The sequence below is a fragment of the Pantoea sp. JZ2 genome (assembly GCF_035191405.1).
In the GTDB taxonomy this organism is placed as follows: domain Bacteria; phylum Pseudomonadota; class Gammaproteobacteria; order Enterobacterales; family Enterobacteriaceae; genus Pantoea; species Pantoea stewartii.
On record NZ_CP045247.1, the window covers coordinates 262,483 to 284,710 of the forward strand.

The 22,228-nt window shown below is 55.2% G+C and carries 21 protein-coding genes; 9 read left to right on the forward strand and 12 right to left on the reverse strand.

Features of this window, described 5'->3' with window-relative positions; genetic code table 11:
* Positions 1-4 precede the first annotated feature (4 nt).
* Genes kdpC through GC087_RS01215 form a run of 3 tightly spaced genes read left to right on the forward strand, consistent with a single transcriptional unit; the run spans position 5 to position 3,821 of the window.
* Positions 5-574 (forward strand): potassium-transporting ATPase subunit KdpC, encoded by a 570-nt coding sequence (gene kdpC / locus GC087_RS01205; RefSeq protein WP_006121133.1) that lies wholly within the window; start codon positions 5-7, stop codon positions 572-574.
* A gap of 13 nt (positions 575-587) precedes the next feature.
* Positions 588-3,263 carry a two-component system sensor histidine kinase KdpD gene (gene kdpD, locus GC087_RS01210; RefSeq protein ID WP_054632914.1) on the forward strand — a complete coding sequence of 892 codons (2,676 nt, stop codon included), beginning with the start codon at positions 588-590 and terminating at the stop codon, positions 3,261-3,263.
* A gap of 54 nt (positions 3,264-3,317) precedes the next feature.
* Complete coding sequence (locus tag GC087_RS01215; protein ID WP_006121131.1) at positions 3,318-3,821, forward strand: TIGR00645 family protein; 504 nt, start codon at positions 3,318-3,320, stop codon at positions 3,819-3,821.
* A 60-nt stretch (positions 3,822-3,881) separates the two neighbouring features.
* Here GC087_RS01215 and GC087_RS01220 read toward each other — a convergent pair whose 3' ends face one another.
* On the reverse strand, positions 3,882-4,814 hold the full coding sequence (locus tag GC087_RS01220) for a LysR family transcriptional regulator (RefSeq protein WP_324029449.1): 933 nt from the start codon (positions 4,812-4,814) through the stop codon (positions 3,882-3,884).
* Between the two features lie 94 nt (positions 4,815-4,908).
* On the opposite strand from GC087_RS01220, the gene GC087_RS01225 reads away from it, so the two are divergent.
* The 4 genes from GC087_RS01225 to GC087_RS01240 all read left to right on the forward strand — a co-directional run bounded on the left by GC087_RS01225 (position 4,909) and on the right by GC087_RS01240 (position 9,000).
* Complete coding sequence (locus GC087_RS01225) at positions 4,909-6,117, forward strand: MFS transporter (protein ID WP_324029451.1); 1,209 nt, start codon at positions 4,909-4,911, stop codon at positions 6,115-6,117.
* Between the two features lie 61 nt (positions 6,118-6,178).
* Complete coding sequence (locus GC087_RS01230; protein WP_006121128.1) at positions 6,179-7,522, forward strand: cation:proton antiporter; 1,344 nt, start codon at positions 6,179-6,181, stop codon at positions 7,520-7,522.
* Between the two features lie 30 nt (positions 7,523-7,552).
* Positions 7,553-7,891 (forward strand): hypothetical protein, encoded by a 339-nt coding sequence (locus tag GC087_RS01235; protein WP_006121127.1) that lies wholly within the window; start codon positions 7,553-7,555, stop codon positions 7,889-7,891.
* Between the two features lie 170 nt (positions 7,892-8,061).
* On the forward strand, positions 8,062-9,000 hold the full coding sequence (locus GC087_RS01240; RefSeq protein WP_006121126.1) for an alpha/beta hydrolase: 939 nt from the start codon (positions 8,062-8,064) through the stop codon (positions 8,998-9,000).
* Positions 9,001-9,117: 117 nt separating this feature from the next.
* Here GC087_RS01240 and GC087_RS01245 read toward each other — a convergent pair whose 3' ends face one another.
* The 7 genes from GC087_RS01245 to GC087_RS01275 form a co-directional block, all read right to left on the reverse strand.
* Positions 9,118-10,197 carry a porin gene (locus GC087_RS01245; RefSeq protein WP_050504762.1) on the reverse strand — a complete coding sequence of 360 codons (1,080 nt, stop codon included), beginning with the start codon at positions 10,195-10,197 and terminating at the stop codon, positions 9,118-9,120.
* A 190-nt stretch (positions 10,198-10,387) separates the two neighbouring features.
* Entirely contained in the window at positions 10,388-11,134 is a 747-nt protein-coding gene (locus tag GC087_RS01250) for a glycerophosphodiester phosphodiesterase family protein (RefSeq protein WP_006121123.1), read from the reverse strand.
* 37 nt (positions 11,135-11,171) lie between these two features.
* Positions 11,172-12,275, reverse strand: coding sequence for an extracellular solute-binding protein (locus GC087_RS01255; protein ID WP_033738282.1), 1,104 nt, complete (start codon positions 12,273-12,275; stop codon positions 11,172-11,174).
* A 31-nt stretch (positions 12,276-12,306) separates the two neighbouring features.
* The gene (locus GC087_RS01260; RefSeq protein ID WP_006121122.1) at positions 12,307-13,143 is read right to left on the reverse strand and encodes an ABC transporter permease; all 837 of its coding nucleotides are present in this window, start codon (positions 13,141-13,143) and stop codon (positions 12,307-12,309) included.
* A complete protein-coding gene (locus tag GC087_RS01265; protein ID WP_039342799.1) occupies positions 13,143-14,009 on the reverse strand; it encodes an ABC transporter permease in 867 nt (288 codons plus the stop codon). Before GC087_RS01265 ends, GC087_RS01260 begins: the two co-directional genes overlap by 1 nt.
* Positions 14,006-15,106 carry an ABC transporter ATP-binding protein gene (locus GC087_RS01270; RefSeq protein ID WP_054632917.1) on the reverse strand — a complete coding sequence of 367 codons (1,101 nt, stop codon included), beginning with the start codon at positions 15,104-15,106 and terminating at the stop codon, positions 14,006-14,008. Before GC087_RS01270 ends, GC087_RS01265 begins: the two co-directional genes overlap by 4 nt.
* A 290-nt stretch (positions 15,107-15,396) precedes the next feature.
* The gene (locus GC087_RS01275; RefSeq protein WP_033738271.1) at positions 15,397-16,170 is read right to left on the reverse strand and encodes an inositol monophosphatase family protein; all 774 of its coding nucleotides are present in this window, start codon (positions 16,168-16,170) and stop codon (positions 15,397-15,399) included.
* A gap of 294 nt (positions 16,171-16,464) precedes the next feature.
* On the opposite strand from GC087_RS01275, the gene GC087_RS01280 reads away from it, so the two are divergent.
* Positions 16,465-17,595 (forward strand): ROK family transcriptional regulator, encoded by a 1,131-nt coding sequence (locus GC087_RS01280; protein WP_054686841.1) that lies wholly within the window; start codon positions 16,465-16,467, stop codon positions 17,593-17,595.
* A gap of 73 nt (positions 17,596-17,668) precedes the next feature.
* Here the strand turns inward: GC087_RS01280 and gorA are convergent, their stop codons facing one another.
* On the reverse strand, positions 17,669-19,021 hold the full coding sequence (gene gorA, locus GC087_RS01285) for a glutathione-disulfide reductase (RefSeq protein ID WP_205957072.1): 1,353 nt from the start codon (positions 19,019-19,021) through the stop codon (positions 17,669-17,671).
* 124 nt (positions 19,022-19,145) lie between these two features.
* On the opposite strand from gorA, the gene rnz reads away from it, so the two are divergent.
* Positions 19,146-20,057: a ribonuclease Z gene (gene rnz / locus GC087_RS01290; RefSeq protein ID WP_033738264.1), complete on the forward strand. Its 912-nt coding sequence runs from the start codon at positions 19,146-19,148 to the stop codon at positions 20,055-20,057.
* A 3-nt stretch (positions 20,058-20,060) separates the two neighbouring features.
* Here rnz and GC087_RS01295 read toward each other — a convergent pair whose 3' ends face one another.
* From GC087_RS01295 to GC087_RS01305, 3 genes are all read right to left on the reverse strand, one after another.
* A complete protein-coding gene (locus GC087_RS01295; RefSeq protein WP_033738263.1) occupies positions 20,061-20,876 on the reverse strand; it encodes a CPBP family intramembrane glutamic endopeptidase in 816 nt (271 codons plus the stop codon).
* A gap of 61 nt (positions 20,877-20,937) precedes the next feature.
* Positions 20,938-21,780: a 23S rRNA (adenine(2030)-N(6))-methyltransferase RlmJ gene (locus GC087_RS01300; protein WP_006121111.1), complete on the reverse strand. Its 843-nt coding sequence runs from the start codon at positions 21,778-21,780 to the stop codon at positions 20,938-20,940.
* A gap of 214 nt (positions 21,781-21,994) precedes the next feature.
* Positions 21,995-22,192 carry a hypothetical protein gene (locus GC087_RS01305; RefSeq protein ID WP_324029454.1) on the reverse strand — a complete coding sequence of 66 codons (198 nt, stop codon included), beginning with the start codon at positions 22,190-22,192 and terminating at the stop codon, positions 21,995-21,997.
* Positions 22,193-22,228: the final 36 nt, after the last annotated feature.

Consider the following 22,228-nt stretch of genomic DNA (forward strand, 5'->3'; position numbering starts at 1 on the left):
TAAAATGAGTCAGTTACGTCCGGCAATTTTTCTGCTGCTGCTGCTAACGGTTGTATGTGGCGTAGTTTATCCTTTGCTCACGACCGGGTTGGCGCAGTGGCTGTTTCCCTGGCAGGCTAACGGATCGCTGTTAAAGGTAGAAGGTGAAGAACGGGGCTCTGCACTGATTGGGCAGGCTTTTAGCCAGCCTGGCGAGTTTTGGGGCCGTCCTTCTGCCACCGGCGACAAACCGTATAATCCCCTGGCATCCAGTGGCAGTAACCTGGCCGCGAGTAATCCGGCACTCGACAAAGCGGTGGCTGAACGCGTTGCCGCGTTACGTGCAGCCAATCCGCAGGCCAATGGGCCGGTGCCGGTAGATCTGGTGACCAGTTCAGCCAGTGGGCTTGATCCAGAGATTTCGCCACAGGCAGCGCTGTGGCAGGCACCGCGCGTGGCGGCGGCCCGTCAGTTGCCGCTGGCGAAAGTGGATGCGCTGGTGGACAGCCTGACTCAACGTCCGCTGCTCCCATTTATCGGCGAACCCACGGTGAATGTGCTGCAACTCAATCTGGCGCTGAACGATCTTAAATAAGTAAAAGGACGCTATGAATCACGAACCGCTGCGCCCCGATCCGGATGCGCTGTTACAGGCCAACAGTGACAGCCATCGCGGTAAGCTCAAGATCTATTTTGGTGCCTGTGCGGGGGTAGGGAAAACCTACGCCATGCTGCAGGAGGCGCAGCGGCTCCGTGCCCAGGGACTCGACGTGCTGGTCGGCGTGGTGGAAACCCACGAGCGGCCGGAAACGGCCCAGCTTCTTAACGGACTGGTGGTGCTGCCGCGTCGCGCTACCGGCCGATCCCGCCATGCTGAATTCGATCTGGATGCCGCGCTGGCACGTCATCCGGCGGTCATCCTGATGGATGAACTGGCTCATACCAACGTGAAAGGCTCGCGACATCCCAAACGCTGGCAGGATATTGAAGAGCTGCTGGATGCGGGCATCGATGTGCTGACCACAGTGAACGTTCAGCACCTGGAAAGCCTGAATGATGTGGTCGGCGGCGTTACCGGCATTCAGGTGCGTGAAACCGTACCAGACCCGTTTTTTGACAGCGCCGATGAAGTGGTGCTGGTGGATCTGCCGCCTGACGATCTCCGGCAACGCCTGAAAGAGGGCAAGGTCTACATTGGCGATCGCGCCGAGCGGGCCATCGAAAATTTCTTCCGCAAAGGCAACCTGTTTGCGCTTCGTGAGCTGGCACTGCGCCGCACGGCCGATCGGGTAGACGACCAGATGCGCGCCTGGCGCGACAGCCAGGGACGGGACAAGGTCTGGCACACGCGCGACGCGATTTTGCTCTGTATCGGAGACGATACGGGCAGCGAGAAACTGGTTCGTACGGCGGCACGGCTGGCCGCCCGGCTCGGCAGCGAATGGCATGCTGTCTATGTTGAAACGCCGCGCCTCAACCGCTTACCGGAGGCCCGTCGCCGCGCCATTTTGCGGACGCTCAAACTGGCGCAGGAGATGGGCGCGGAAACGGCAACGCTCTCCGATCCCGACGACGCTCAGGCGGTGCTGCGCTACGCGCGGGAACACGATCTGGGCAAGATTGTGACCGGACGGCGTCCCGTGCGACGCTGGCGACGCGACAGTTTTGCTGAGCGGCTAGGGCAACTGGGCCCGGATCTGGATTTGCTGGTAGTGGCACTCAATGAGCCCATGCAGGATGCGCCGCATCCTTTAGCCAGCGACCGGGTTAACAGCGACAAATGGCGCATGCAGTTGCGCGGCGTCATGATGGCGCTGGTGCTGTGTATTCTGGTCACCGCCGCCGGGCAATCGGTGCTGATCAGCTTTGATCCGGCCAACTGCGTGATGATCTACCTGCTGGCAGTGGTGATCGTGGCCCTGCGTTATGGCCGATGGCCATCCGTGATCGCCACAGTCATCAACATCATTGCCTTTGATCTGTTTTTTGTGGCACCGAAAGGCACGATTGCCGTCTCCGATTTACAGTACCTGGTGACCTTTGGCGTAATGCTGGCGGTCGGCGTGATCGTGGGTAACCTGACGGCGGGCGTGCGCTACCAGGCGCGCGTCGCGCGTTATCGCGAACAGCGCACCCGGCAACTGTATGAAATGGCTAAATCGTTGGGCAGCGGTCTGACACCCGAGGATATCGCGGCCACCAGTCAGCGCGTGCTCGACGCCACATTGCAGGCCCGATCCCTGCTGCTGCTGCCGGATGAGCAGGGCGAGCTGCAAACCCTGGGCAACGCGCTGCCGGGAAATGAACCGGACTGGGCTATCGCCAAATGGAGCTACAGCAAAGGCCAGCCAGCCGGCGCAGGCACAGACACGTTACCGGCCGTGCCCTACCAGATTCTGCCGCTGAAGGTAGGAGAATCCTGTCGCGGGCTGCTGGTCGTCGAGCCAGAAAACGTGCGCCAGCTGATGATTCCCGAACAGCAGCGGCTGTTAGAAACCTTCACCGTCCTGATTGCGAACGCGCTGGAACGTCTGGCGCTGTCGCAGAGTGAAGCGGCTTCGCGGCTGGCCGCCGAGCGTGAACAGTTACGCAATGCCCTGTTGTCGGCGCTGTCTCACGATTTACGCACGCCCTTAACCGTGCTGTTTGGTCAGGCGGAAATGCTGATGCTCGACCTGGCCAGTGATAATTCAAAATATGTGCCCCAGGCCAGCCAGATTCGCGAACAGACCCTGAGCACGATTCGTCTGGTCAGCAATATGCTGGATATGGCGCGTATTCAGTCCGGCGGTCTGAATTTACGGGAAGAGTGGCTGGCTCTCGAAGAGGTGATCGGCGGGGCGCTCAGTAGCATGGCACCGTCGCTGAAAGGAAAGGCGGTCGAACTCGATCTGCCTGCGGATATCGTCCTGATTAAGGGAGACAGCACCTTGCTGGAGCGGGTGTTTACCAACCTGATCGAAAACAGCCTCAAATACGCCGGTAACTGCGCGCCGCGCGGGATCCGCGCCTGGTGTGATCATGCCCGCCTGGAAATTGCCGTCTGGGATGGCGGTCCGGGCATCGCGGAACAGGACATGACCCGTATTTTTGATAAGTTTTCGCGTGGCGACAAAGAGTCGGCCGTACCAGGCGTCGGACTGGGACTGGCCATTTGTAAAACCATCATTGAGAGTCACGGCGGTCAGATCTGGGCGGAAAATCGCCCGGAAGGTGGGGCCTGTTTCCGCCTTTCTTTACCCTTGCCGCCCGCACCTGAAATTTCTCCTGAAGGGCTGAAATAACTTCACAGATGATCGGTTATAATGCGCGACTTTACTGCTTATGACTGGGAAATTATGGAACGTTTTACCGAAAACCTGATGTATGCATCGCGCTGGCTGTTGGCTCCCGTTTACATTGGACTTTCGCTGGGATTACTGGCACTGACCATCAAATTTTTCCAGGAAATTGTTCACCTGTTGCCCAACATTTTTAGCATTGCAGAAAACGATCTGATCCTGCTGTTGCTGTCACTGGTGGACATGACGCTGGTCGGCGGGCTGCTCGTGATGGTGATGCTGTCTGGCTATGAAAACTTTGTCTCCAAACTCGATATTGATGAGGGCAAAGAGAAGCTGAGCTGGCTGGGTAAGATGGATTCCGGCTCGCTGAAAAACAAAGTGGCGGCGTCGATTGTGGCTATCTCCTCCATCCACCTGCTGCGGGTGTTTATGGACGCGCGCAATGTCGAAAATGATAAGCTGATGTGGTACGTGATCATCCATCTGACCTTCGTTTTGTCGGCCTTTGTGATGGGCTGGCTGGACAGCATGTCGCGGGCAGAGAAGAAAAACGTGTAACCGACGGCACGCGTTATCCGCGCCGGCGACTGACGTCGCTTTTCCCGCGAGATGCCGGCGTCAGCCTGACGCCGGCCGTGCCCCCGCCAGATGAGGCAACACCGCCTTGATCATGGCAAAAAACGCAGTCAGCCGGGCAGGATAATAGCTCGCCCAGGGATAGGTCAGCCATACCGGTAACGCCGGAGCCTGCCATTCCGGCATGAGCTGGACCAGCCTGCCCTCTGCTAAATCCTCTTGTATCACCCACGACGAGACGATGGCGGCCCCCAGGCCCGCCAGCGCAGCTTTGCGTACCGCATAGAGGCTGTCGCTGCTTAAAACAGGGGCGATGGGCAGATTCACCGGTTCACCTTTGTCCTGATGCTGTAACGCGATTTCGTTACGGTAGAAGCTGGTTAACGCGAGCCAGGGCAACGCGCCCAGCTGTTCGACCCGGGTGATCGGTGCATGCTGCCGGAGCAGTTCAGGGGCCGCGACAACAATGCGCGGCACTTCGGCCAGCAGCACCGCCACGACCGAAGGATCGGTAGGCGCGCCGACCTGAATGGCGCAGTCAACGTTCTCGGCCACAAAATCGGGTGTTCTGTCGTTCAGCATCCACTCTATGCGTAAACGGGGATAGCGGCGCATAAAGTCCACCAACGGGGCGACCAGTTGATCCTGACCAAATGCATGCGGCGCGCGTACCCGCAGTGTCCCGATGGGATCGCTGCCTGCGCCGGTCAGATCGTCTTCCAGCGCATGCCAGGTGGCGAGCAGTTGACGTGCCTGTGCATAACAGCGTTCGCCATCATCGGTGAGCTTGAGCGCGTGCGTCGTGCGCAGTATCAGCTTCACGCCGAGCCCGTGCTCAAGCGCCTGCAACCGACGGCTGATAGTGGGCTGCGTTGTGCCAAGTTGCACTGCGGCGGCAGACAAACTGCCGCTTTCGACAATGCGAATAAAGGTATGCATCAATGCGATACGATCGTTATTGCTGAAATTGATCATGCGCCCAACGTATAACCGTTTTGTTTTTTATCAGTCTACCGCGTATGCCAAAAACAGGCTTTACTTGCCACACGCTTTTTTCGAGGATCTCACTATGACAGTGGTACACAACCTGAACCGGCATTCAACTGAGCGCCTGCCTGCGCCCCTTGTTTTTACGTTAGCAACCGGTGCGGGTCTGAGCGTGGCATCGATTTACTACAGTCAGCCCATGCTCGACATCATCAGCAAGCAGTTCCAGATAAGCGTCGGCAGCGTTGGGATGGTGCCCATGTTAACCCAGGCGGGTTATGCGCTGGGGATCCTGCTGCTGGCCCCGCTCGGCGATCGCCACGATCGTCGCACCATTATTTTGATCAAAGGGTTACTGCTAGTCATGGCGCTTCTGCTGTGCGGCTTTTCCGGCGGCATCAGCGCACTGCTTATCGCCAGTTTTATCACCGGCCTGACGGCGACCGTGGCGCAGGACATTGTTCCGGCGTCGGCCGCGCTCGCCCCGGTGGCCAGCCGGGGTAAAACGGTTGGCACGGTGATGACGGGTTTACTGGTCGGCATTTTATTATCCCGTGTCGTTAGCGGTGTGGTGGCGGAGTATTTTGGCTGGCGCACCATGTACATGATTGCGGCTGTGGCCGTGTTGCTGATCAGCCTGACGCTGTGGCGCGTACTGCCACGCTTTACGCCGGGTACGTCGGTAAGCTATCCCCGCCTGCTGTTGTCACTGGTGCACTTATGGCGTGCGCATCAAACCCTGCGGCGTGCGGCGCTGGCACAGGGACTGCTCTCCGTGAGTTTTAGTGCGTTCTGGTCAACACTGGCGATCATGCTTAGCGACCGCTTCCATTTTGACAGTGCCATTGCCGGTGCTTTTGGCCTGGCAGGGGTGGCAGGCGCGCTGGCGGCGCCGCTGGCCGGGAACGTGGCGGATCGTATTGGCCCGGCGCGCGTCACCCAGTTTGGTGCCGGTCTGGTGACGCTCTCTTTCGCGCTGATGTTTTTACTGCCTTTCCTGCCGCTGTCAGCTCAACTGGCCGTCATTATTATCAGCACAATAGGTTTTGACTTAGGCGTGCAGGCGACCCTGGTGGCCCATCAGACATTGATTTACGGTCTGGTTCCCGAGGCGCGTAGCCGGCTAAATGCCCTGCTGTTTACCGTGGTGTTTATCGGTATGGCCAGCGGGGCGGCACTGGGTAGCCTGGCGTTGGCGCACTGGGGCTGGAATGGCGTTGTCGTGTTATCCACCGTTGCCGCCGCTGTCAGCCTGTTGATCCGCCTCGCCAGTCGTCACCTCAGGGACTGATTCTTCCGCCCGCCAGCAAATGTGCCAGGCTTACTCATAAACTCAATTAAAACGGTGCGTTATGAACTTCATTGCCTGGACAGCTGCGACGGGCTGTCTGCTGTTATTAATGTCGCTGGCATCAGGGTGGATCCACCGCGGCCCCGTGACCTCTTTTGGTCTTTTTTTATTAACCGGGATCGCCTGTGGGCCGTGGGGATTTGATGTGATTGAAATCGATATCCTCCGCCATGCTGAACTGGTCGCGCATATTACCGAGATAACGATGGCCGCGTCGCTGTTCATCACCGGGCTCAAGCTGCGTCTGCCGCTGAAAGCCAGGCAATGGCGCGCGGGCAGCCTGCTGGCGTTTCCGGCCATGTTGTTGACGGTCGCCGCAATGACGCTGCTGTCTCACTGGCTGGTGGGGCTGTCGTGGCCGATTGCGCTGGCCTTTGGTGCCATTGTTGCGCCCACCGATCCTGTGCTGGCCAGCCTGATTTCCGTCAGCGATGCGCAGGACGATGATGCCCTGCGCGTTGCGATATCCAGTGAGGCGGGTATGAATGATGGTTCGGCGCTGCCGTTACTCATTCTGGCCCTGTTGCTGTTTAACGGTGAAAGTCTGGGCACGGGCATGCTGGCACGCTGGGCAGCCATTGATGTGGTGTGGGCCATTGGCGGCGGCATTCTGCTGGGGTTTGGTCTGGGGCGGTTAGTCGGCCTGCTGGCCGCACGGCTTCGTCATGCGCATGGTGATGTCGCACCCAATGACTTTCTGGCGCTGGCGCTCATTGCGTTGAGCTATGCCCTTGCTGAATCGCTGGGCGCGTCGGGCTTTCTGGCTACCTTTGCGGCAGGCCTGGGATTACGTCGGGCTGAACTGGGTGTGTTCAAACGTTATCAGCCTGATGATATGCCGGATGACGATCGGGTGCTGCCTGCGGAAGCACTGGTCAATCCCAACCAGCGTTTACAGCAACACGGTAGCGGTATGGTGAAATCGGTCGGTTTAGTGGTAGGCGACGCGCTGTCTTTTGGCGATACTATTGAGCGTTTACTGGCGGCCACAATGATGGTGGTCCTCGGCGTGACGCTGGCCCATCACTGGAACATGCAGGGCGTGATGCTCGGCCTGTTGCTGTTTGTGGTCGTCCGGCCACTCGCCGTATGGCTGGTCACGCTGCGCTGCGGCGTATCGCTTCCTCACCGTTTGCTCATCGGCTGGCTGGGGATTCGCGGTATAGGTAGTCTTAATTATATTGCGTTTGCCTGGGTCCATGGTATGGGCGGCTCGCAGGCAACGATGATGGTTGATATGGCGCTGACGCTGGTGGTATGCAGCATCGTGGTGCACGGCGTGTCGGTAACGCCGTTGCTAAACTGGCGCCAGGCCCGACTGGATGCAAAGCAGCGCCAGTCATGAAAGTGGGTTAACTGATAACAGGAGAAGACGATGAAGATATCTCAGATACTGTTGCTGAGCGTACTGGCCTCTGGCAGTGCGCTGGCGGCAGACGACACGGAACAAAGTGCTTACGCCAGCCAGCTGTGTCACATCGTGAGCAGTGAAAAAAGCGTATCGACAGCCGATCAGTATGTCGAAAAAATGAAATCCAGCGTCGCAGGATCGCAGTCCTCTTCCGCCTTCAATAAACCTGAATTTGACGAGGAACTGGCGAATGAAGTCGCCAGCGCATGGCTGCAGCTGGGTGACGAAGAGCGCGCTAAACTGCGTAAAAATACGCAGCAGTGTGAGCAAACGGTGATGACGCAGTTCCAGCAGGAAGATTAACCGCAGTTAAATCGTCAATAAACGCGCTAAAATGGCGCGTTTTTTAATGGATTTTCATGCCCGATTGCGTACATAATCGCCAGCGTCTTCACCAAACGTGCGATACATAATAAAAACGCAGCGGACCGACAGGGCCGTCTGACCTTTCTGGCATAGATTTAACAGGCATCATGATTACGCGTCGACGCTTTATTTTCGGCACAGGAGCGCTTGCGCTTTCACTGGCTACCAGCAAACTGTTTGCCCGCGATGATATTATTCCCCTCTGGCCGGACGAACCGCCCGGCGGTGGCGGCCCTGGCGGAAAATTACGTGTTGATGCATGGGGCTCCTGGTCGAATATCGTCAGCCCGGCGATTCAGCGTTTCAGACCTGAAAACCCCAACGGTGAAGCGGTGCTCATCGCGGCAGGCGGCGGCTACCGCTGGATCGGTATGGGACGTGAAGCCTGGCCCGTTGCACACTGGTTAAATGCCAACGGCTATACCGCCTATGTTCTCAGCTACCGTTTGCCGCGTGAAAAGTGGCAGGCCGGAAATCTGGCGCCTTTACAGGATGCCCAGCGCGCGCTGCGTCTGCTTCGCTCATTCGAACGAAAAGTGCATGTATTAGGATTTTCGGCCGGTGGGCATTTGCTGGGGATGGCGGCGGCGCGTCCGGACTTTCAGTCCTATCCCCCCATTGACAGAGTGGATCAGGAAATCCCCAAAGCGGACAGTGTCGGGCTGATTTATCCGGTCATTACCCTGGAAGCCCCTTATCAACATACCAATACACATCTGATGATGGTCGGTAATGATGCCAGCCCACAGGAAGAAGCCAGTTGGTCTGTGCAAAATTATGTCACGCACGCTTATCCGCCAACCTTCCTGGCGCAGGCCGGTGACGACCACACTTCGAAACCCTTTAACACGCAGTTAATGCGCGATACCTGTCGCCGCAATCGCGTGCCGGTTCAGTTGATTCAGCTTTCCAGCGGCGGGCATGGTTTTGGCCTGGGTAAAGCGGGCACGCCGGCTGCGCTGTGGGATCAGGCCTATGTGAAATGGCTGGAAAACCTTGATCAGAACCCCTCACCGTTGACGCATCGGTCTGCCACTGTCCTTTAGTTATCCTGGCGACGCCGGTCATAAAAAAAGCCGGCAGTTGCCGGCCTCGCTAAAACAGCGATTCTCAGGATTGAAGCGACACAGGGCAAAGCATGTGATAAAGCACGGTCACTGCGATTAAAACTGATAGGTCAGGCCCATCCCGACGCTGTCTTTCGTAGTGATACCGGTAGCACGAGTAAAGTCATTATCTTTCAACAGGTTAATGCGGTAATCCACATAGGTCAGCATGTTCTTGTTGAAGTAGTAATAGGTGCCCACCGCAATATATTTCTGCATGGTCTGGCTTCCACCGGCAAAGTTGCCTGCGCCTTGCAGGTTTTCCCCACGCTGCGTGACAAAACCAATGGAAGGGCGTAAGCCGTTGAGGAACTGATATTGCGCAATGGCTTCGAAGTTATGCGTCTTATCAGCAATCTGCGACAGCTGGCCGTACGGGGTCACATCGTTGGCCTCACCGTACATCGCGGCAAGGTAGATTTGGTTCGCATCGTATTTGGCCGAGGTCACCCATGCCGTCGCATCGTCACCCTGACCGTCAGCTTGCTGTGTCAGCGTACGATTGGCTTTCATACCGGCCGCAGCAATGCTCAAACCATCGGTAATGCTGTAGGTCACACCGGCACCGTAGCCGTCGCCGTTTGCCAGCTTAGCGGTTGAGCGGTCGTTTTTCCCCTGATACTGAAGAATGACCTTCAGGCCGTTCCAGTCTGGCGAGTGCCAGGTGGCCAGGCCGGTTGAGCGTTTTGACAGGAAGTTGTCGTTGGTGGTCATGGTGCCGGAACCGTAAATCGGTGCCATATCGGTGTAAGCCGATGCGGTATACAGCACGCCAAAGCTGCGGCCGTAATCGAATGAGCCAAAGTCAGCCAGTTTCAGACCTGCAAAACCCAGACGCGTCGCATTCCCGGTTTGTGCGTCAGTGCCGCCTTCGCTGTGGTTCAGCTGGAAGTTATATTCCCATTGACCATAGCCTGTCAGCTGATCGTTAATTTGGGTTTCACCTTTAAAACCCAGGCGCGCATAAGAGTTATCACCATCTTCGGCGGTATTGTCCGAAAAGACATGACGCGCATCGACTTTACCGTACAGATCAAGTTTATTACCGTTTTTATTATAAATTTCAGCGGAGCATGCAGAAAATGAGATCAGCAAACACAGTGCATGCGGCGCGCATATTTTTATTTTACGTTGCATATCATCTACCCTTTAATGTTGGTGAAGCATGAGGTTTATTTCCGCACAAGGCGGCATTGTTCAAAAATGTCAGTTTCGTTATGACGAAATAATTAAAAGCGTTACGTGGCTACATCATGTGGCCGTATTTTTATGGTTTTCCCTGGTGTTGATTATCAGGGCGCATAACGCCTTGATAATGTATTTATTATTAAATGGCTAAATCAGGTATATCGCTCAATATCGTTTGCGCGCCACTGTGTAAATATTTACGGGCGACAGCAGGGTCATTAATTGTGGCAATCGCAAACTCAATACCGGAATCGGCCAGGCGTTTCAGGTCGTCATCCGTCGCAAAGTCCGCCAGGAAGTGCAGGATCTGACAGCCGGTTCTGGCCAGTAATGCCACAGGATCGCTGGGAGGAACGCACACGGCCAGTCCACGCGGGACGTCAGGCATGATCCTTTCCGCAACCTTCAGCGAGAGCTCAGAAAAGCTGCTGATAAAGAGCTTCTTTTCATCCGCAGGCCACAGCGATTTCAGCTGCGTAATGGCAATTTCCGCAGTTTCAATTTCCTGACCTGACGTTGGTTTGATCTCCAGCTGAAGGCCAATACCTTTATCCAGCACAAATCCCACGGTTTCAGCCAGTGTAGGGACTTTAACGCCTTTGAACAGGTGGCCATAACAGACGCCCGCATCCAGCGACCGGATTTGGTCCAGGGTTAAATTGGCGACATAGCCGGTGCCATTTGTTGTCCGATCCACCGCGTCATCGTGAATGATGACCGGGTGCCTGTCTTTGGTCAGTTTGACATCCACCTCTATCCACGTCGCGCCATGCTCAACGGCCGCCTGAAAAGAAGGCAGTGTATTTTCTGGTGCCAGCAGAGGCGCACCACGATGTGCAATCAGGCGGGAATTCACTACGCGTACAGGGTGTTTTTTTGTCGGCATGCTCAGCGTTACCTTCTGTTGTCGGGTTAGCACAGGCTTACTTAAGTAAGACCTGGTTAGAAAATTCGGTTCTGACTTCGTCGCCCAGCGGTTTAGGCATGAACTGGGTGCCATGAACACGTTCTTTGCTGTTGATCAGACCAGCATCGCGATTCACTTCTTTATTTTGTGGCGTAATGCCATAAACCTGTTGAAACAGCCTTTGTGTCGTGGGCAGCGTCAGCCAGTGGATAAACAGCAATGCTGCCGCTTTGTGTGGCGCATTCTTGGGAATCGCCACCATATTTCCGCCGCCGGGCATGCCGAAATCGGGGATATAGAGTCGGATGGTTTTGGGGACTTCGCCGTGGTTTTCTAAGCCCACCAGATAGTCTTCCCAGGCGGGGACCAGCAGAAACTCACCGCTCACCAGTCGCGTTACGCTGTCGGCGTTAGAGGCGGTAATAATGTAATCAGGACGCAGTTGTTTGAACCAGTTCCAGGCCGGTTGTAAGGCCGTCAGGCTTTTTACATCCGCATCGCCTTTGGTGAAATCAAAGCCAGGCACCAGCGTACGCGTGACAGATTCAATAAACGCCGGACCGGAACCGCCGTTTTCCACGTTAAAGCCAAACTCCTGAGGATGAGTCTGCAGGAAGGTGGTGAGCTGCGGCAGGGTACGGGGCAACTCGCTTTCTTTCATGCGGCGCGAATCGTAGGCCAGGCCCGTCTGATTGCCCCAAAATGCCACGCCATAACCTTTACTGTCCGTACCCTCAATGGTGTAGTTCAGGGTTTTGCCTTCCGGCAGCAGTGTATTAATCGGGCCAAAAAACGTTTGCTGAGGCGATACCGTACCGAATGCGCCTCCGCCAATCGAAAACACATCAATATCGCCTGTTTCCCGTCCCCGGTCAGCCATGAGTTTATTAATATTGCCTTGCAGCGGACCTTCAGAGATCGTAACAGCAATACCGTACTGTTTTTCAAACAGGCTGACCTGCTCTTTAAGACGATCCTGGTAATACCATTGGTACCAGGTTAATTTCCCTTCTTTTTTAGCCTCGTCAACAATATGTTGCCAGTCCATTTGTGTAATATCCTGAGCCTGAGTACAAAAAGCCCACGCAAGTAATAATAAGGTGGCAGATCGTCTGAACATGATTTTCCCCAGTTAAGCGAGTTAATAACCGTCAGCCTTTTCCAGCAAAAGCGGCGACGGGATTCTTTGTCAGTAATTTTTCAGCTATCAGCATTAAAATGACATTCGGCACGACCAGCATTAAAGAAATAACAGCGGCATTAGGTCTGATAAAGTTGTAACCCAGATAAGAATAAAGAATGGTCGGTACGGTAATAAAATCCGGCGAGCCGACAATAAAGCTAATGGCGAACTCTTCGATGGATAACGTAAAGACAATAATTAAGGCCGCAAATATGCCGGGTCTGATAGTTGGCAGGCAGGCAACTAAAAAACGATTTACTACAGACGCGCCCATATCGCGGGCGGCATCCAGGGTGTCCTGACGTATTTGAGAAAAGGAAAGGGTCAGAATCCTCACGGCATAGGGCATTAAGATGATGGTATGTCCCAGTAAAATGCCGACAAACCGACTGTGGATGCCCACCACGTTCAACAGCATGGAAAAAAACAGCGCAATCACAAAGCCGGGCACGATGAGCGGAAGCAAAATCGCATTCTGTAGCAGGGACTTACCCGTAAACGACATCCGGCCAAACGCCCAGGCCGCTGGCAGGGCCAGTAGCAACGTGAGCACAGAGACGGTTGCCGCCAGTAAATAGCTGTTCTTCAGCGCCTGTGGCAGGGCCGTGGTCGTCCAGACTTCGACCCAGCGGCCCAGGGAAAGCACGGGCGGCAGGGCATCCGGCCAGGCCCAGGGATGCGTTTTATCCACCAGAGACCACAGCACGGTCAGAATAAAGGGGATCACCAGCCACAACATGAACAGTGCGGTAATCAGGATCATCATCATGATACGCAGGGGCGACATGCTTTTTCTGGCTCTCATCATTTATGTTCTCCCACTTTTTGCAGCCACTTCGCCACACCGGCCAGCACCACCGCACCGACAAACGCCGCCAGCATTAATATTACCGCCACCACGGCCGCAAGGTTCCAGCCCTGGGCGCTGATTTCCGGAAAGCGCAGCATGTATTGCGACAGGGAGAAAACGCTGGTGGGGCCAGCCACGACCTGGAATGAAAAGTCGCCCAATGCGCCAATGAAGATCAGGATCAGCGAAACCTGAACGGCTTTGATGGATAAGGGCAGAATGATCTGTAAAAGGCGGGCGGTTTTGCCTGCGCCCAGATCGCGGGCCGCATCAACGATTTCGTCCCCGATAGCGCGCAGGCTGCCGGTGATGATCAACAGGGCATAGGGAAGCTGTTTCCAGACCTGGAGGATAATGACACCAATGCCCCAGCGATCATTCTGCATACGGATGGGTTGCGAGATGATGCCCAGTTTGAGCAGGCCGAGGTTAATAAAGCCCTGCCAGGAAATCAGATTGATGAACAGCAGGGCGGCGACCAGCCCGTGTACCATCAACGGGGCTTTCAGTAAGCCGCTCATCAGCACAGAGCCGGGAAAGGGCTTTCTCAGCCACAGCGCCAGCGGTAGGGCCAGCGCCACAGACAGGACGGCACTGACCACGCCAATTTTCAGGGAATAGCCGGTGGCGCGCCACAGCTGACTGTCGTTCAGGATGGTTTCCCAGTACTGCAGCGTAAAATGCGCAGGCGCGCCAAAGTTGAACAGTCCGACAGATTGCGCGATGGCCATAACGACGATCAGAATCAGGGTGAGCACGACGGGAGCGACCGCAGGCAGCACCAGTAACCAGGCGACTATGTTTCGGTTGTGCACTTTCATGACCAGCTTTCCTGCAAAAAGCGAATCCTGTCAGGCGCGATGGAAAAATTAACGCTATCTCCTTCCCGAATGTGATTTTTACCGACTAACTGAATATGCCACTGGTATTCCGGCTCTTCATGGTCCTTTGGGTGAACCTGTAGCTCGGACAGGTTGCCCAGAAAGCTCACGGCACCTATTTCGAAAGCACGGGTATTCATACCGGTTTCCTGTTCGCTCAGCAGAGCATCTTCCGGACGCCAGAAGGTGTATACCTTGTCGGAAAGGGGCGGAACAGGACTGTGAATGTTCATTTCACCCAGCACGCAGGAAACACGATACATTCCGGTGTGACTGTCACCGTCGATGACATGCGCTTTCATCACATTCGCCTGGCCAACAAAGCCCGCAACAAACCGGTTAACCGGCGAGTAATAAATATCTTCAGGGGTGCCGGTTTGCTCAATGCGTCCGGCGTTCATAACCACGACGACGTCAGACATGGACAGGGCTTCTGCACGGTCATGGGTCACATAGATAGCGGTAAACCCGTGTGAACGCTGCAGCTGGCGGATTTCGAGGCGGACTCTGTCGCGTAATGTGGCGTCGAGATTCGACAGCGGTTCGTCGAACAACACGATTTCGGGCCGCACAGCCAGCGCTCTGGCCAGCGCGACACGCTGCTGCTGACCGCCCGATAACTGCGCAGGCAGCTTCGGTAAGTGGGCGTTTAACGAGACCTGAGCGGCGGTTTGCGTGACGCGATCCTGTCTCTCCGCTTTGGCCATTTTCCTCTGCTTCAGCCCAAACCCAATGTTTTCGGCCACAGACAGGTGAGGGAACAGCGCATAGGACTGAAAGCACATGGCCGTATCGCGGTGCTCAGGTTTAACCTGATGCATGTCCTGCTGGTGAATCAGGACTTCCCCGCTGTCCAGGCTGTAAAAGCCCGCAATCACTTTGAGCAGCGTGGTTTTGCCACATCCAGACGGACCCAGCAGGGAAACGAACTGTCCTTTTTCGGCCTTCAGTGAAATGCCGTCCAGCGCGACAAAGTCGTCGAATCTGAGCATGGCATTATTGATTTCAAGCGTATTCACGTATGGCTGCCCCGTCATTGAAGAAATGTGTGTATCTTAATTAATGCGATGCGCATAATAATTTGATGCGGCGAAATTAGGCAATTTCAGACAGGTTAAGAATTTATTAATTTTATAAAACCCATATTTAACATGATAATAATGAGTTGCTTTGATTTCGTACATTTACTCTGCTAACTATTATCATGCATAGTGAATAATATTGAAGGCAGAACGTTTGTCGGTCATATGAAGAAAAAAGCGGGGAGGACAGCGCCGAAACGCTGTCCTGAAAAGACGGCAGGAAGAGAGCGCGGACTGACGGATATTCAGGCGGGGGTAAAGCGGGGGTGCGGAATAAACTGGGCGGAAAGGCGATTGAGTGCCGCGGTGCCAACACTCACATGTGTTGAACTTTTTTCCTGGCTCCCGGCCAGATGAGCATCAAGCCCTGCGGCTTTGCATAGGGCATAGCCCGCAGAAACATCCCACATACTGCTGAAGCACTCCTGATAGCCATCGACATAGCCCAGCACACTAAAGCTTAAACCGATGGTGGCACAGCGGTAGCGCACCACATTCCAGCCAGTATCCCGGTACGCTTTTTCAATGCAGAGCTGGTGGGTGAAGTCCCATGAAGGACTGTCGCCAATGGCAACGGTTTTGAGTCCCTGGGCGATTTCGGGTCGCGTAAAAGGCTGGCCGTTAAAATAAATGCCGGTCTCCTTGCCCCCGCTCAGCATGATGTTTAACACCGGATGAACAATCACCCCGATGACCGGTTCGCCGTCGATGACATAACCGACAGAAATGCCCCATAACGACGAGCCACGGAGAAAGTTACTGGTGCCATCAATCGGATCGACCGACCAGTAACGGTCACTGAGTTCGCCGCCTTGCTCTTCGCCAATGACGCGTTCATTGGGGAAATATTGCGCCAGACGTTGACGAATCAGCTTCTCAACCTCCTGATCTGCTTCACTGAACACATCCTGGGGCCTTTTTTCGCAGATTTCTAATTCACTGAGCTGCCTGAAATAATCCAGCGCCAGCTGTGATGCCTCTTGAGCAATACGTTCAATCACCTTTACGCGCGTATCCATTCTTAATCCGTTCATTTTGTGAAAGGTCCTGAGCTCGTTCGTTTACCTTGTGCTGCACAATGACTCAGCAACGGGAAACGCTGATTTAATATAATGCTTTACGCATGAAATTAGAGTGTCGGCCTGTTTTGTGTCAGTATTATGATGATTTGGTGATGCGATTTTTTTTAGGAATATCGTCCTGAATCAGCATGTTCACACAGCACGTAAAGGTCAGGCGCATGACTATTCGGAATGCATAAAAGCGTGCTAGGGTGTAACAGAACCTGTCATTAAAACGGTGAGGATAACGTGGTGGTTCATGGATATTCAGGTCGTGATGAAGTCGAACTTAATCGCAGTGAAAAACTTATTCTTGAGCTTGTTCGCCGCAATCACGGCATTTCCCGCTCCTCGCTGGTTTCACAAACGATTCTGAATCAGTCATCGGTTCACCGTATTGTTGATACACTGACCGAAAACGGTTTTCTCAGCCTGGGGGAATCGCCCTCACAGGGAAGGGGTAAGCCCAGCCCGTCGTTATCCCTGAATCCGGACGCACGTTACAGTTACGGTATTTCCATTAACTCTGACAGCGTGGCGGCAAGCCTGATTAATTTCCGCGGCGATATTATCGAATACTGCGTGCTGGACACGCTGCCCGGCAATCCTGCCCGAACGCTGCTGGATCTCAAACGCCATTATCTGGATACCTTAAAACATATTGGTATTTCGTCAGAAAAAGTGTGTGGCGTCGGATACAGCATGGCGGGCTTTCTGTATGACTCCCGGAAATATTTTAATCCGCCAGAACCGCTGAAAAACTGGATGGGCATTGATCTGCGCCGTGAAATTATGACGCTGTTTGACCGGCCCGTCTGGATTGAAAATAACGCCACGACGGCCGCGCATGCAGAAGCTTTTTTGGGCGCGGGCCTGCACTACGAGACCTTCGGCTACCTCTCTTTTAATTACGGCTTTGGTGGCGGCATTGTCATTAACGGCAAACCGTTTCAGGGTGCTTTTGGCAATGCGGGCGAGATCAGCCGGATTTTTTCGCCGGAAGAGGGCAAACTGCGTCCTGCGCTGGGAATCTTAATTGATCGACTGCGCAACGGCGGTATTGAAATCCACAACATTCGCGATCTGAATAATAAATTCGATCCGGACTGGCCCATTGCCCGGCAATGGGTCAACGAAGTCACGCCCAATTTACATCGGGCCATGGATGCCCTGAATGCCGTTATCGATCCCGGTGCCATTATTTTAGGCGGCGAATTGCCCCGTAAGCTGGGCGAAATGTTTTTAGCCATGCCCCGGGTCAGTTCGGGCAAACGCTGGAATATTTCGGCGGAGTATCCGGATATTCTGCTGAGCACTATTGAGGGCGACAGCTCGGCACTCGGTGCGGCGTTGACGCCGCTGCGGGAGACCTATTTCAACTGATAAATCGCTCACTGGCGCGAAGGCCAGCGAGCGGTGGTCTCTCTGCTGTCTGTCGGCAGCAGAGAGGAACGGGTTAGCGCATGGTGACAAACTCTTCCGCCGCCGTCGGGTGAATCGCCACGGTATTATCAAAGTCTTTTTTGGTCGCGCCCATTTTTAACGCAACCGCAAAGCCCTGCAGCATTTCGTCCATACCACTGCCAATGCCATGAATGCCGACGATTTTTTCCTCCGGACCGACGCAGACGAGTTTCATGCGGCACGGCTGGCGATGCTGCGTGACGGCGGTGTACATCGCGGTAAAGGCGGACTTGTAGACTTTCACCTGGTCATCACCGTACTGTTCGCGCGCCTGCGGCTCTGTCAGGCCCACCGTGCCGATGGGGGGATGGCTGAACACCACAGTCGGGATATTGCGGTAGTCCAGATGCTCATCCGGTTTGTTATTGAACAAACGCTCTGACAGGCGACGGCCCGCCGCGACGGCGACCGGCGTCAGTTCAACGGCACCGGTGTTATCGCCGACGGCATAAACGCCAGGCACGTTGGTGTTCTGGAATTTATCGACCTTGATGTAGCCTTTCTCGTCCAGCGCCACACCCGCTGCCTGAATATTCAGGCCGTCGGTTTCAGGAACGCGTCCAATCGCCCAGACCAGGCAATCAACCGTGTATTCACTGCCGTCCTCCAACTGCAGCGTCAGGCTGCCATCGGCATTTTTTGCTACCGCTTTTGGCGTCGCCTGCGTATGCAGCGTTGGGCCTTCCGCGTTCATCACCTCAACCAGCGTATCCGTAATTAGCGGATCAAAATTGCGTAGTGGCGCATGTTTGCGAACAAACAGATGGGTTTCTGAACCTAATGCGTTTACCACGCCCGCCAGCTCAACGGCGATATAGCCCGCGCCGACCACGGCGGTACGTTTTGGCAGGGCATCCAGCTCAAAGAAGCCGTCAGAATCAATCCCGTATTCCGCGCCGGGAATGTCGGGATGACTCGGGCGTCCGCCCGTAGCAATCAAAATATGATCGGCGGTGATCGTTTCGCCATTCACCTCAACGGTATGGGCATCAACAAAACGGGCAAAACCGTGGATCACATCGACCTTATTTTTCCCCAGAACATTGTCGTATGATTGGTGAATACGATCGATATAGGCGCTACGGTTTTTCACCAGCGTGCCCCAGTCAAAGCGATTAACGGTGGTATCAAAACCATAATCCGGCCCGTAAAGATGAATGGCCTCGGCAATTTGTGCGGCGTGCCACATTACTTTTTTCGGCACGCAGCCGACGTTGACACAGGTTCCGCCCAGCGCTTTGGCTTCAATCAGGGCGCACGTCTGGCCATAGCTTGCTGCACGGTTAATTGAAGCGATACCGCCGCTGCCGCCGCCGATGGCGAGATAGTCATAATGTCGGGTCATGGAAGTCTCATCCGGTTACTGGGAAAGTGATAGAGAGTGTAACGCCGCAGGGTACGGCGTCGCAAAAATTGCGCCTATGATTGTAACAGGCCTTATCGTTTCATTATTTACAGGGAAGCATAGCATGTACCTGACTTTTCTTGGCACCGGCGGGGGCGCGCCGAGTCTGCAACGCAATGTCACTGCCATCGCGTTTACCCGCGACAAAAGCGGCGCCACCTGGCTGTTTGACTGCGGTGAGGGCACACAACTCCAGTTTATGCGCTCAGACCTGAAGCCTGGCAAACTCGATAAAATCTTTATCACCCATCTTCATGGTGACCATATTTTTGGGCTGCCGGGCCTGCTTACCAGTCGCTCGATGGCGGGGTTAACCACGCCAATGACGGTTTACGGTCCAGCAGGGCTGAAAGCCTTCGTTGAAACGGCACTGTCGCTGTCCAGCTCGTATACCGATTACCCGCTGGAGATCGTCGAGATCGCCGCGGGTGAGGTCCTGGATGATGGCGAATTTCGCGTGACCGCCTGGCCGATGAATCACACCATTGCCTGCTTTGGCTATCGCATTGAGCAGCATGACAAACCCGGTTTTCTGGATGCGCCTCGCCTGAAAGCAGAGGGCGTACCGCGCGGTCCCTGGTATCAGCAGTTAAAGCAGGGCGATACGATTACGCTGGAAGACGGGCGTACCGTTAACGGCGCTGAGTATCTTGGGCCGCCAGTGAAAGGCAAAACGCTGGCCATTTTTGGAGATACTGCGCCCACTGACGTCGCGCTACAGCTGGCGGCGGACGTTGATGTGATGGTGCATGAAACCACGCTGGAAGAGGCGCTGGCTGAAAAAGCCAACGGGCGCGGTCACTCTACCACCTTACAGGCTGCAACGGTGGCAAAGCAGGCCGGAGCAAAGCGCCTGATTGCCACCCATTTTAGTTCGCGTTACCTCGCCCGGGACATGGCGCGCCTGCTGGCAGAATGCCAGCGCATTTTCCCTGACACTGAGATGGCGCACGACCTGGCGGTCTTCACGCTGTAGGGATCAGTGCGCCAGCGCAGGGTAGGTAAAGAACAGCAGGTGGACCATGTTGAGTGCAAAATGGAACGCGGTCGCCAGCCACAGGCGGCCGCTCCAGTGCCAGACCAGACCATAAATCAGTCCGGCCAGCGCTGCAAAGATCATCAGCAGCACCCCGCCAGATGCATGGGCCAGACCAAACAGCAGTGCCGTTACCAGCAGGGCGATCACGCCGCCCCATTTCTGGCGCAGGCGCTGCTGGAGATAACCCCGGAAAAACGCCTCTTCGGCCAGTGAGACAAAAAACAGATTGGCCAGGGCAAACGATCCCAGCCAGTCCGGAAGGTGCGTTTCGACGGCAAGGCCGCCCAGCAACACGGCGCTGCCCAACAGCAGCGGCACGGCGGCGACAGGCGCGAGCCACCAGGCCGGCGAGCGCGGCGGATGCGCCTCTGCGTTGAACAGCGTCGGCAGACAGGCCAGCAGCAGAAAAGGAATCAGCGCTTTATCGAAATTAAAGGAAAATGAGAAGGGCACGCTGCGGGCACCGACCTTAACCGCCTCGACCTGCAGGGGATTATTGAATCCCGGAATAAGGTGCAGCATCAGCGCCAGCGCAATCAACACCAGAAGGGCTTCGCTGACGATCTGCCATCGCCGACTCCGGCGATCGTAGATACGAAACGCGACCAAGGCAGCGACAGCCGCAAACACAAAGGTAACGGGCCAGTCGAGGACGTTTTGATAAACGCCCAGCGCCGTTGCCAGCGCGAGTAATAACAGAGAGAGGCGTTTCGCCGGTTGCAGGGCGGCCAGCGCGCCCGCCAGGATGATCCACATAAAAATGACCTACGTTCAACGCCGCCGTGCTGTGCGCGGCGACGTTAAGCTGGGAAAGGAATTATTCAGGTACGATTTGGTTAACGCTGAAATGGCCTGTGCCGGTTGGCACCAGCTTCTGATGCAGCCACGGCAGCAGCGTGTTCATCTGATCGGCCAGCTTCCACGGGGGATTGATGACAATCATGCCGGACGCGGTCATGCCACGCTGATCGCTATCGGGGCGCACGGCCAGCTCAATCTGCAGGATATTACGGATGCCCGTGGCCTCCAGCTCGCGCAGCATATGTTTGATTTGCTGACGCAAGACGACCGGGTACCACAGCGCATAAATACCGGTACCGAAACGTTTGTGACCTTCCTGAATGCCTTTTACAACGGCCTGGTAATCACTTTTCATTTCGTAAGGCGGATCAATCAGTATCAGTCCACGACGTGACAGCGGTGGCAGCTTCGCTTTTAGCTGCTGATAGCCATCGGCCCTTTCAACGCGCGCGCGACTGTCTTTGCTGAACTCGGTACGCAGCAGCGGATAATCGCTGGAATGCAGCTCGGTCAGCTGAATCTTATCTTCAGGGCGCAGCAGATGGCGGGCGATTAGCGGAGAGCCAGGATAGTAGCGCAGCGTGCCGTTACGGTTCAGGGCATGAATCGCATCGAAATAGGGTTGCAGCAGGGCGGGCGCGTCCGGTTGTTGCCAGATGCGTCCGATGCCTTCCAGATATTCACCCGTGCGCTCTGCGTGCTCGCCGCTGAGTTGATAACGTCCTGCACCGGCGTGCGTATCCAGATAGAGAAACGGTTTTTCTTTCTCTTTTAACGCAGTGATGATGAGGCTCTGTACGGTGTGCTTAAGCACGTCGGCATGGTTGCCAGCGTGAAAACTGTGGCGATAGCTGAGCATTTTTATTTATCCTGTTGAATTTATAAGGTTTTAATTGATAGTGAATCAATTTATTACAATTATTACCCCACGGATTACCCCACAGAACAGCGCACAGCAGCATATGCAGGAAAAAGCATGAGAACCAATCGGGCGCGAGTATATCAGCACTTGTTAGGCTGGAGGAAATGCAGGGGAGGGTATGCGCAAAACTTCGCACACCCCTCTGTGTGAATTATCTCTGGCGGGGATTGTGTGGGCGGTTCCAGGTGAACTGAGTTGCAGCCGATCTGTGAAAGTTTTCCCTTCGCCGCTGTGATGCCAGGCTGTCCATAACCGTTTTGCGTATCAGCAGGCGATCACTCCCGTCCAGCTCGTACCCTTCCTGCTTCATTGCGGCGGTCAGTGTGGCGGTAATGTCTTTCTTTTGCATAGATATCCCCTGTCTGGCTTTCAAAAATTTTTAGCG

Coding starts and splice junctions, on each gene's coding strand:
- GC087_RS01305 (WP_324029454.1), bottom strand. CDS start 22,192: ATGCAAAAGAAAGACATTACCGCCACACTGACCGCCGCAATGAAGCAG.
- GC087_RS01240 (WP_006121126.1), top strand. CDS start 8,062: ATGATTACGCGTCGACGCTTTATTTTCGGCACAGGAGCGCTTGCGCTT.
- GC087_RS01270 (WP_054632917.1), bottom strand. CDS start 15,106: ATGACGGGGCAGCCATACGTGAATACGCTTGAAATCAATAATGCCATG.
- GC087_RS01230 (WP_006121128.1), top strand. CDS start 6,179: ATGAACTTCATTGCCTGGACAGCTGCGACGGGCTGTCTGCTGTTATTA.
- kdpC (WP_006121133.1), top strand. CDS start 5: ATGAGTCAGTTACGTCCGGCAATTTTTCTGCTGCTGCTGCTAACGGTT.
- GC087_RS01275 (WP_033738271.1), bottom strand. CDS start 16,170: ATGGATACGCGCGTAAAGGTGATTGAACGTATTGCTCAAGAGGCATCA.
- GC087_RS01295 (WP_033738263.1), bottom strand. CDS start 20,876: ATGTGGATCATCCTGGCGGGCGCGCTGGCCGCCCTGCAACCGGCGAAA.
- GC087_RS01245 (WP_050504762.1), bottom strand. CDS start 10,197: ATGCAACGTAAAATAAAAATATGCGCGCCGCATGCACTGTGTTTGCTG.
- GC087_RS01300 (WP_006121111.1), bottom strand. CDS start 21,780: ATGCTCAGCTATCGCCACAGTTTTCACGCTGGCAACCATGCCGACGTG.
- kdpD (WP_054632914.1), top strand. CDS start 588: ATGAATCACGAACCGCTGCGCCCCGATCCGGATGCGCTGTTACAGGCC.
- GC087_RS01255 (WP_033738282.1), bottom strand. CDS start 12,275: ATGTTCAGACGATCTGCCACCTTATTATTACTTGCGTGGGCTTTTTGT.
- GC087_RS01235 (WP_006121127.1), top strand. CDS start 7,553: ATGAAGATATCTCAGATACTGTTGCTGAGCGTACTGGCCTCTGGCAGT.
- GC087_RS01250 (WP_006121123.1), bottom strand. CDS start 11,134: ATGCCGACAAAAAAACACCCTGTACGCGTAGTGAATTCCCGCCTGATT.
- GC087_RS01225 (WP_324029451.1), top strand. CDS start 4,909: ATGACAGTGGTACACAACCTGAACCGGCATTCAACTGAGCGCCTGCCT.
- GC087_RS01215 (WP_006121131.1), top strand. CDS start 3,318: ATGGAACGTTTTACCGAAAACCTGATGTATGCATCGCGCTGGCTGTTG.
- rnz (WP_033738264.1), top strand. CDS start 19,146: ATGTACCTGACTTTTCTTGGCACCGGCGGGGGCGCGCCGAGTCTGCAA.
- GC087_RS01265 (WP_039342799.1), bottom strand. CDS start 14,009: ATGAAAGTGCACAACCGAAACATAGTCGCCTGGTTACTGGTGCTGCCT.
- GC087_RS01220 (WP_324029449.1), bottom strand. CDS start 4,814: ATGATCAATTTCAGCAATAACGATCGTATCGCATTGATGCATACCTTT.
- gorA (WP_205957072.1), bottom strand. CDS start 19,021: ATGACCCGACATTATGACTATCTCGCCATCGGCGGCGGCAGCGGCGGT.
- GC087_RS01260 (WP_006121122.1), bottom strand. CDS start 13,143: ATGAGAGCCAGAAAAAGCATGTCGCCCCTGCGTATCATGATGATGATC.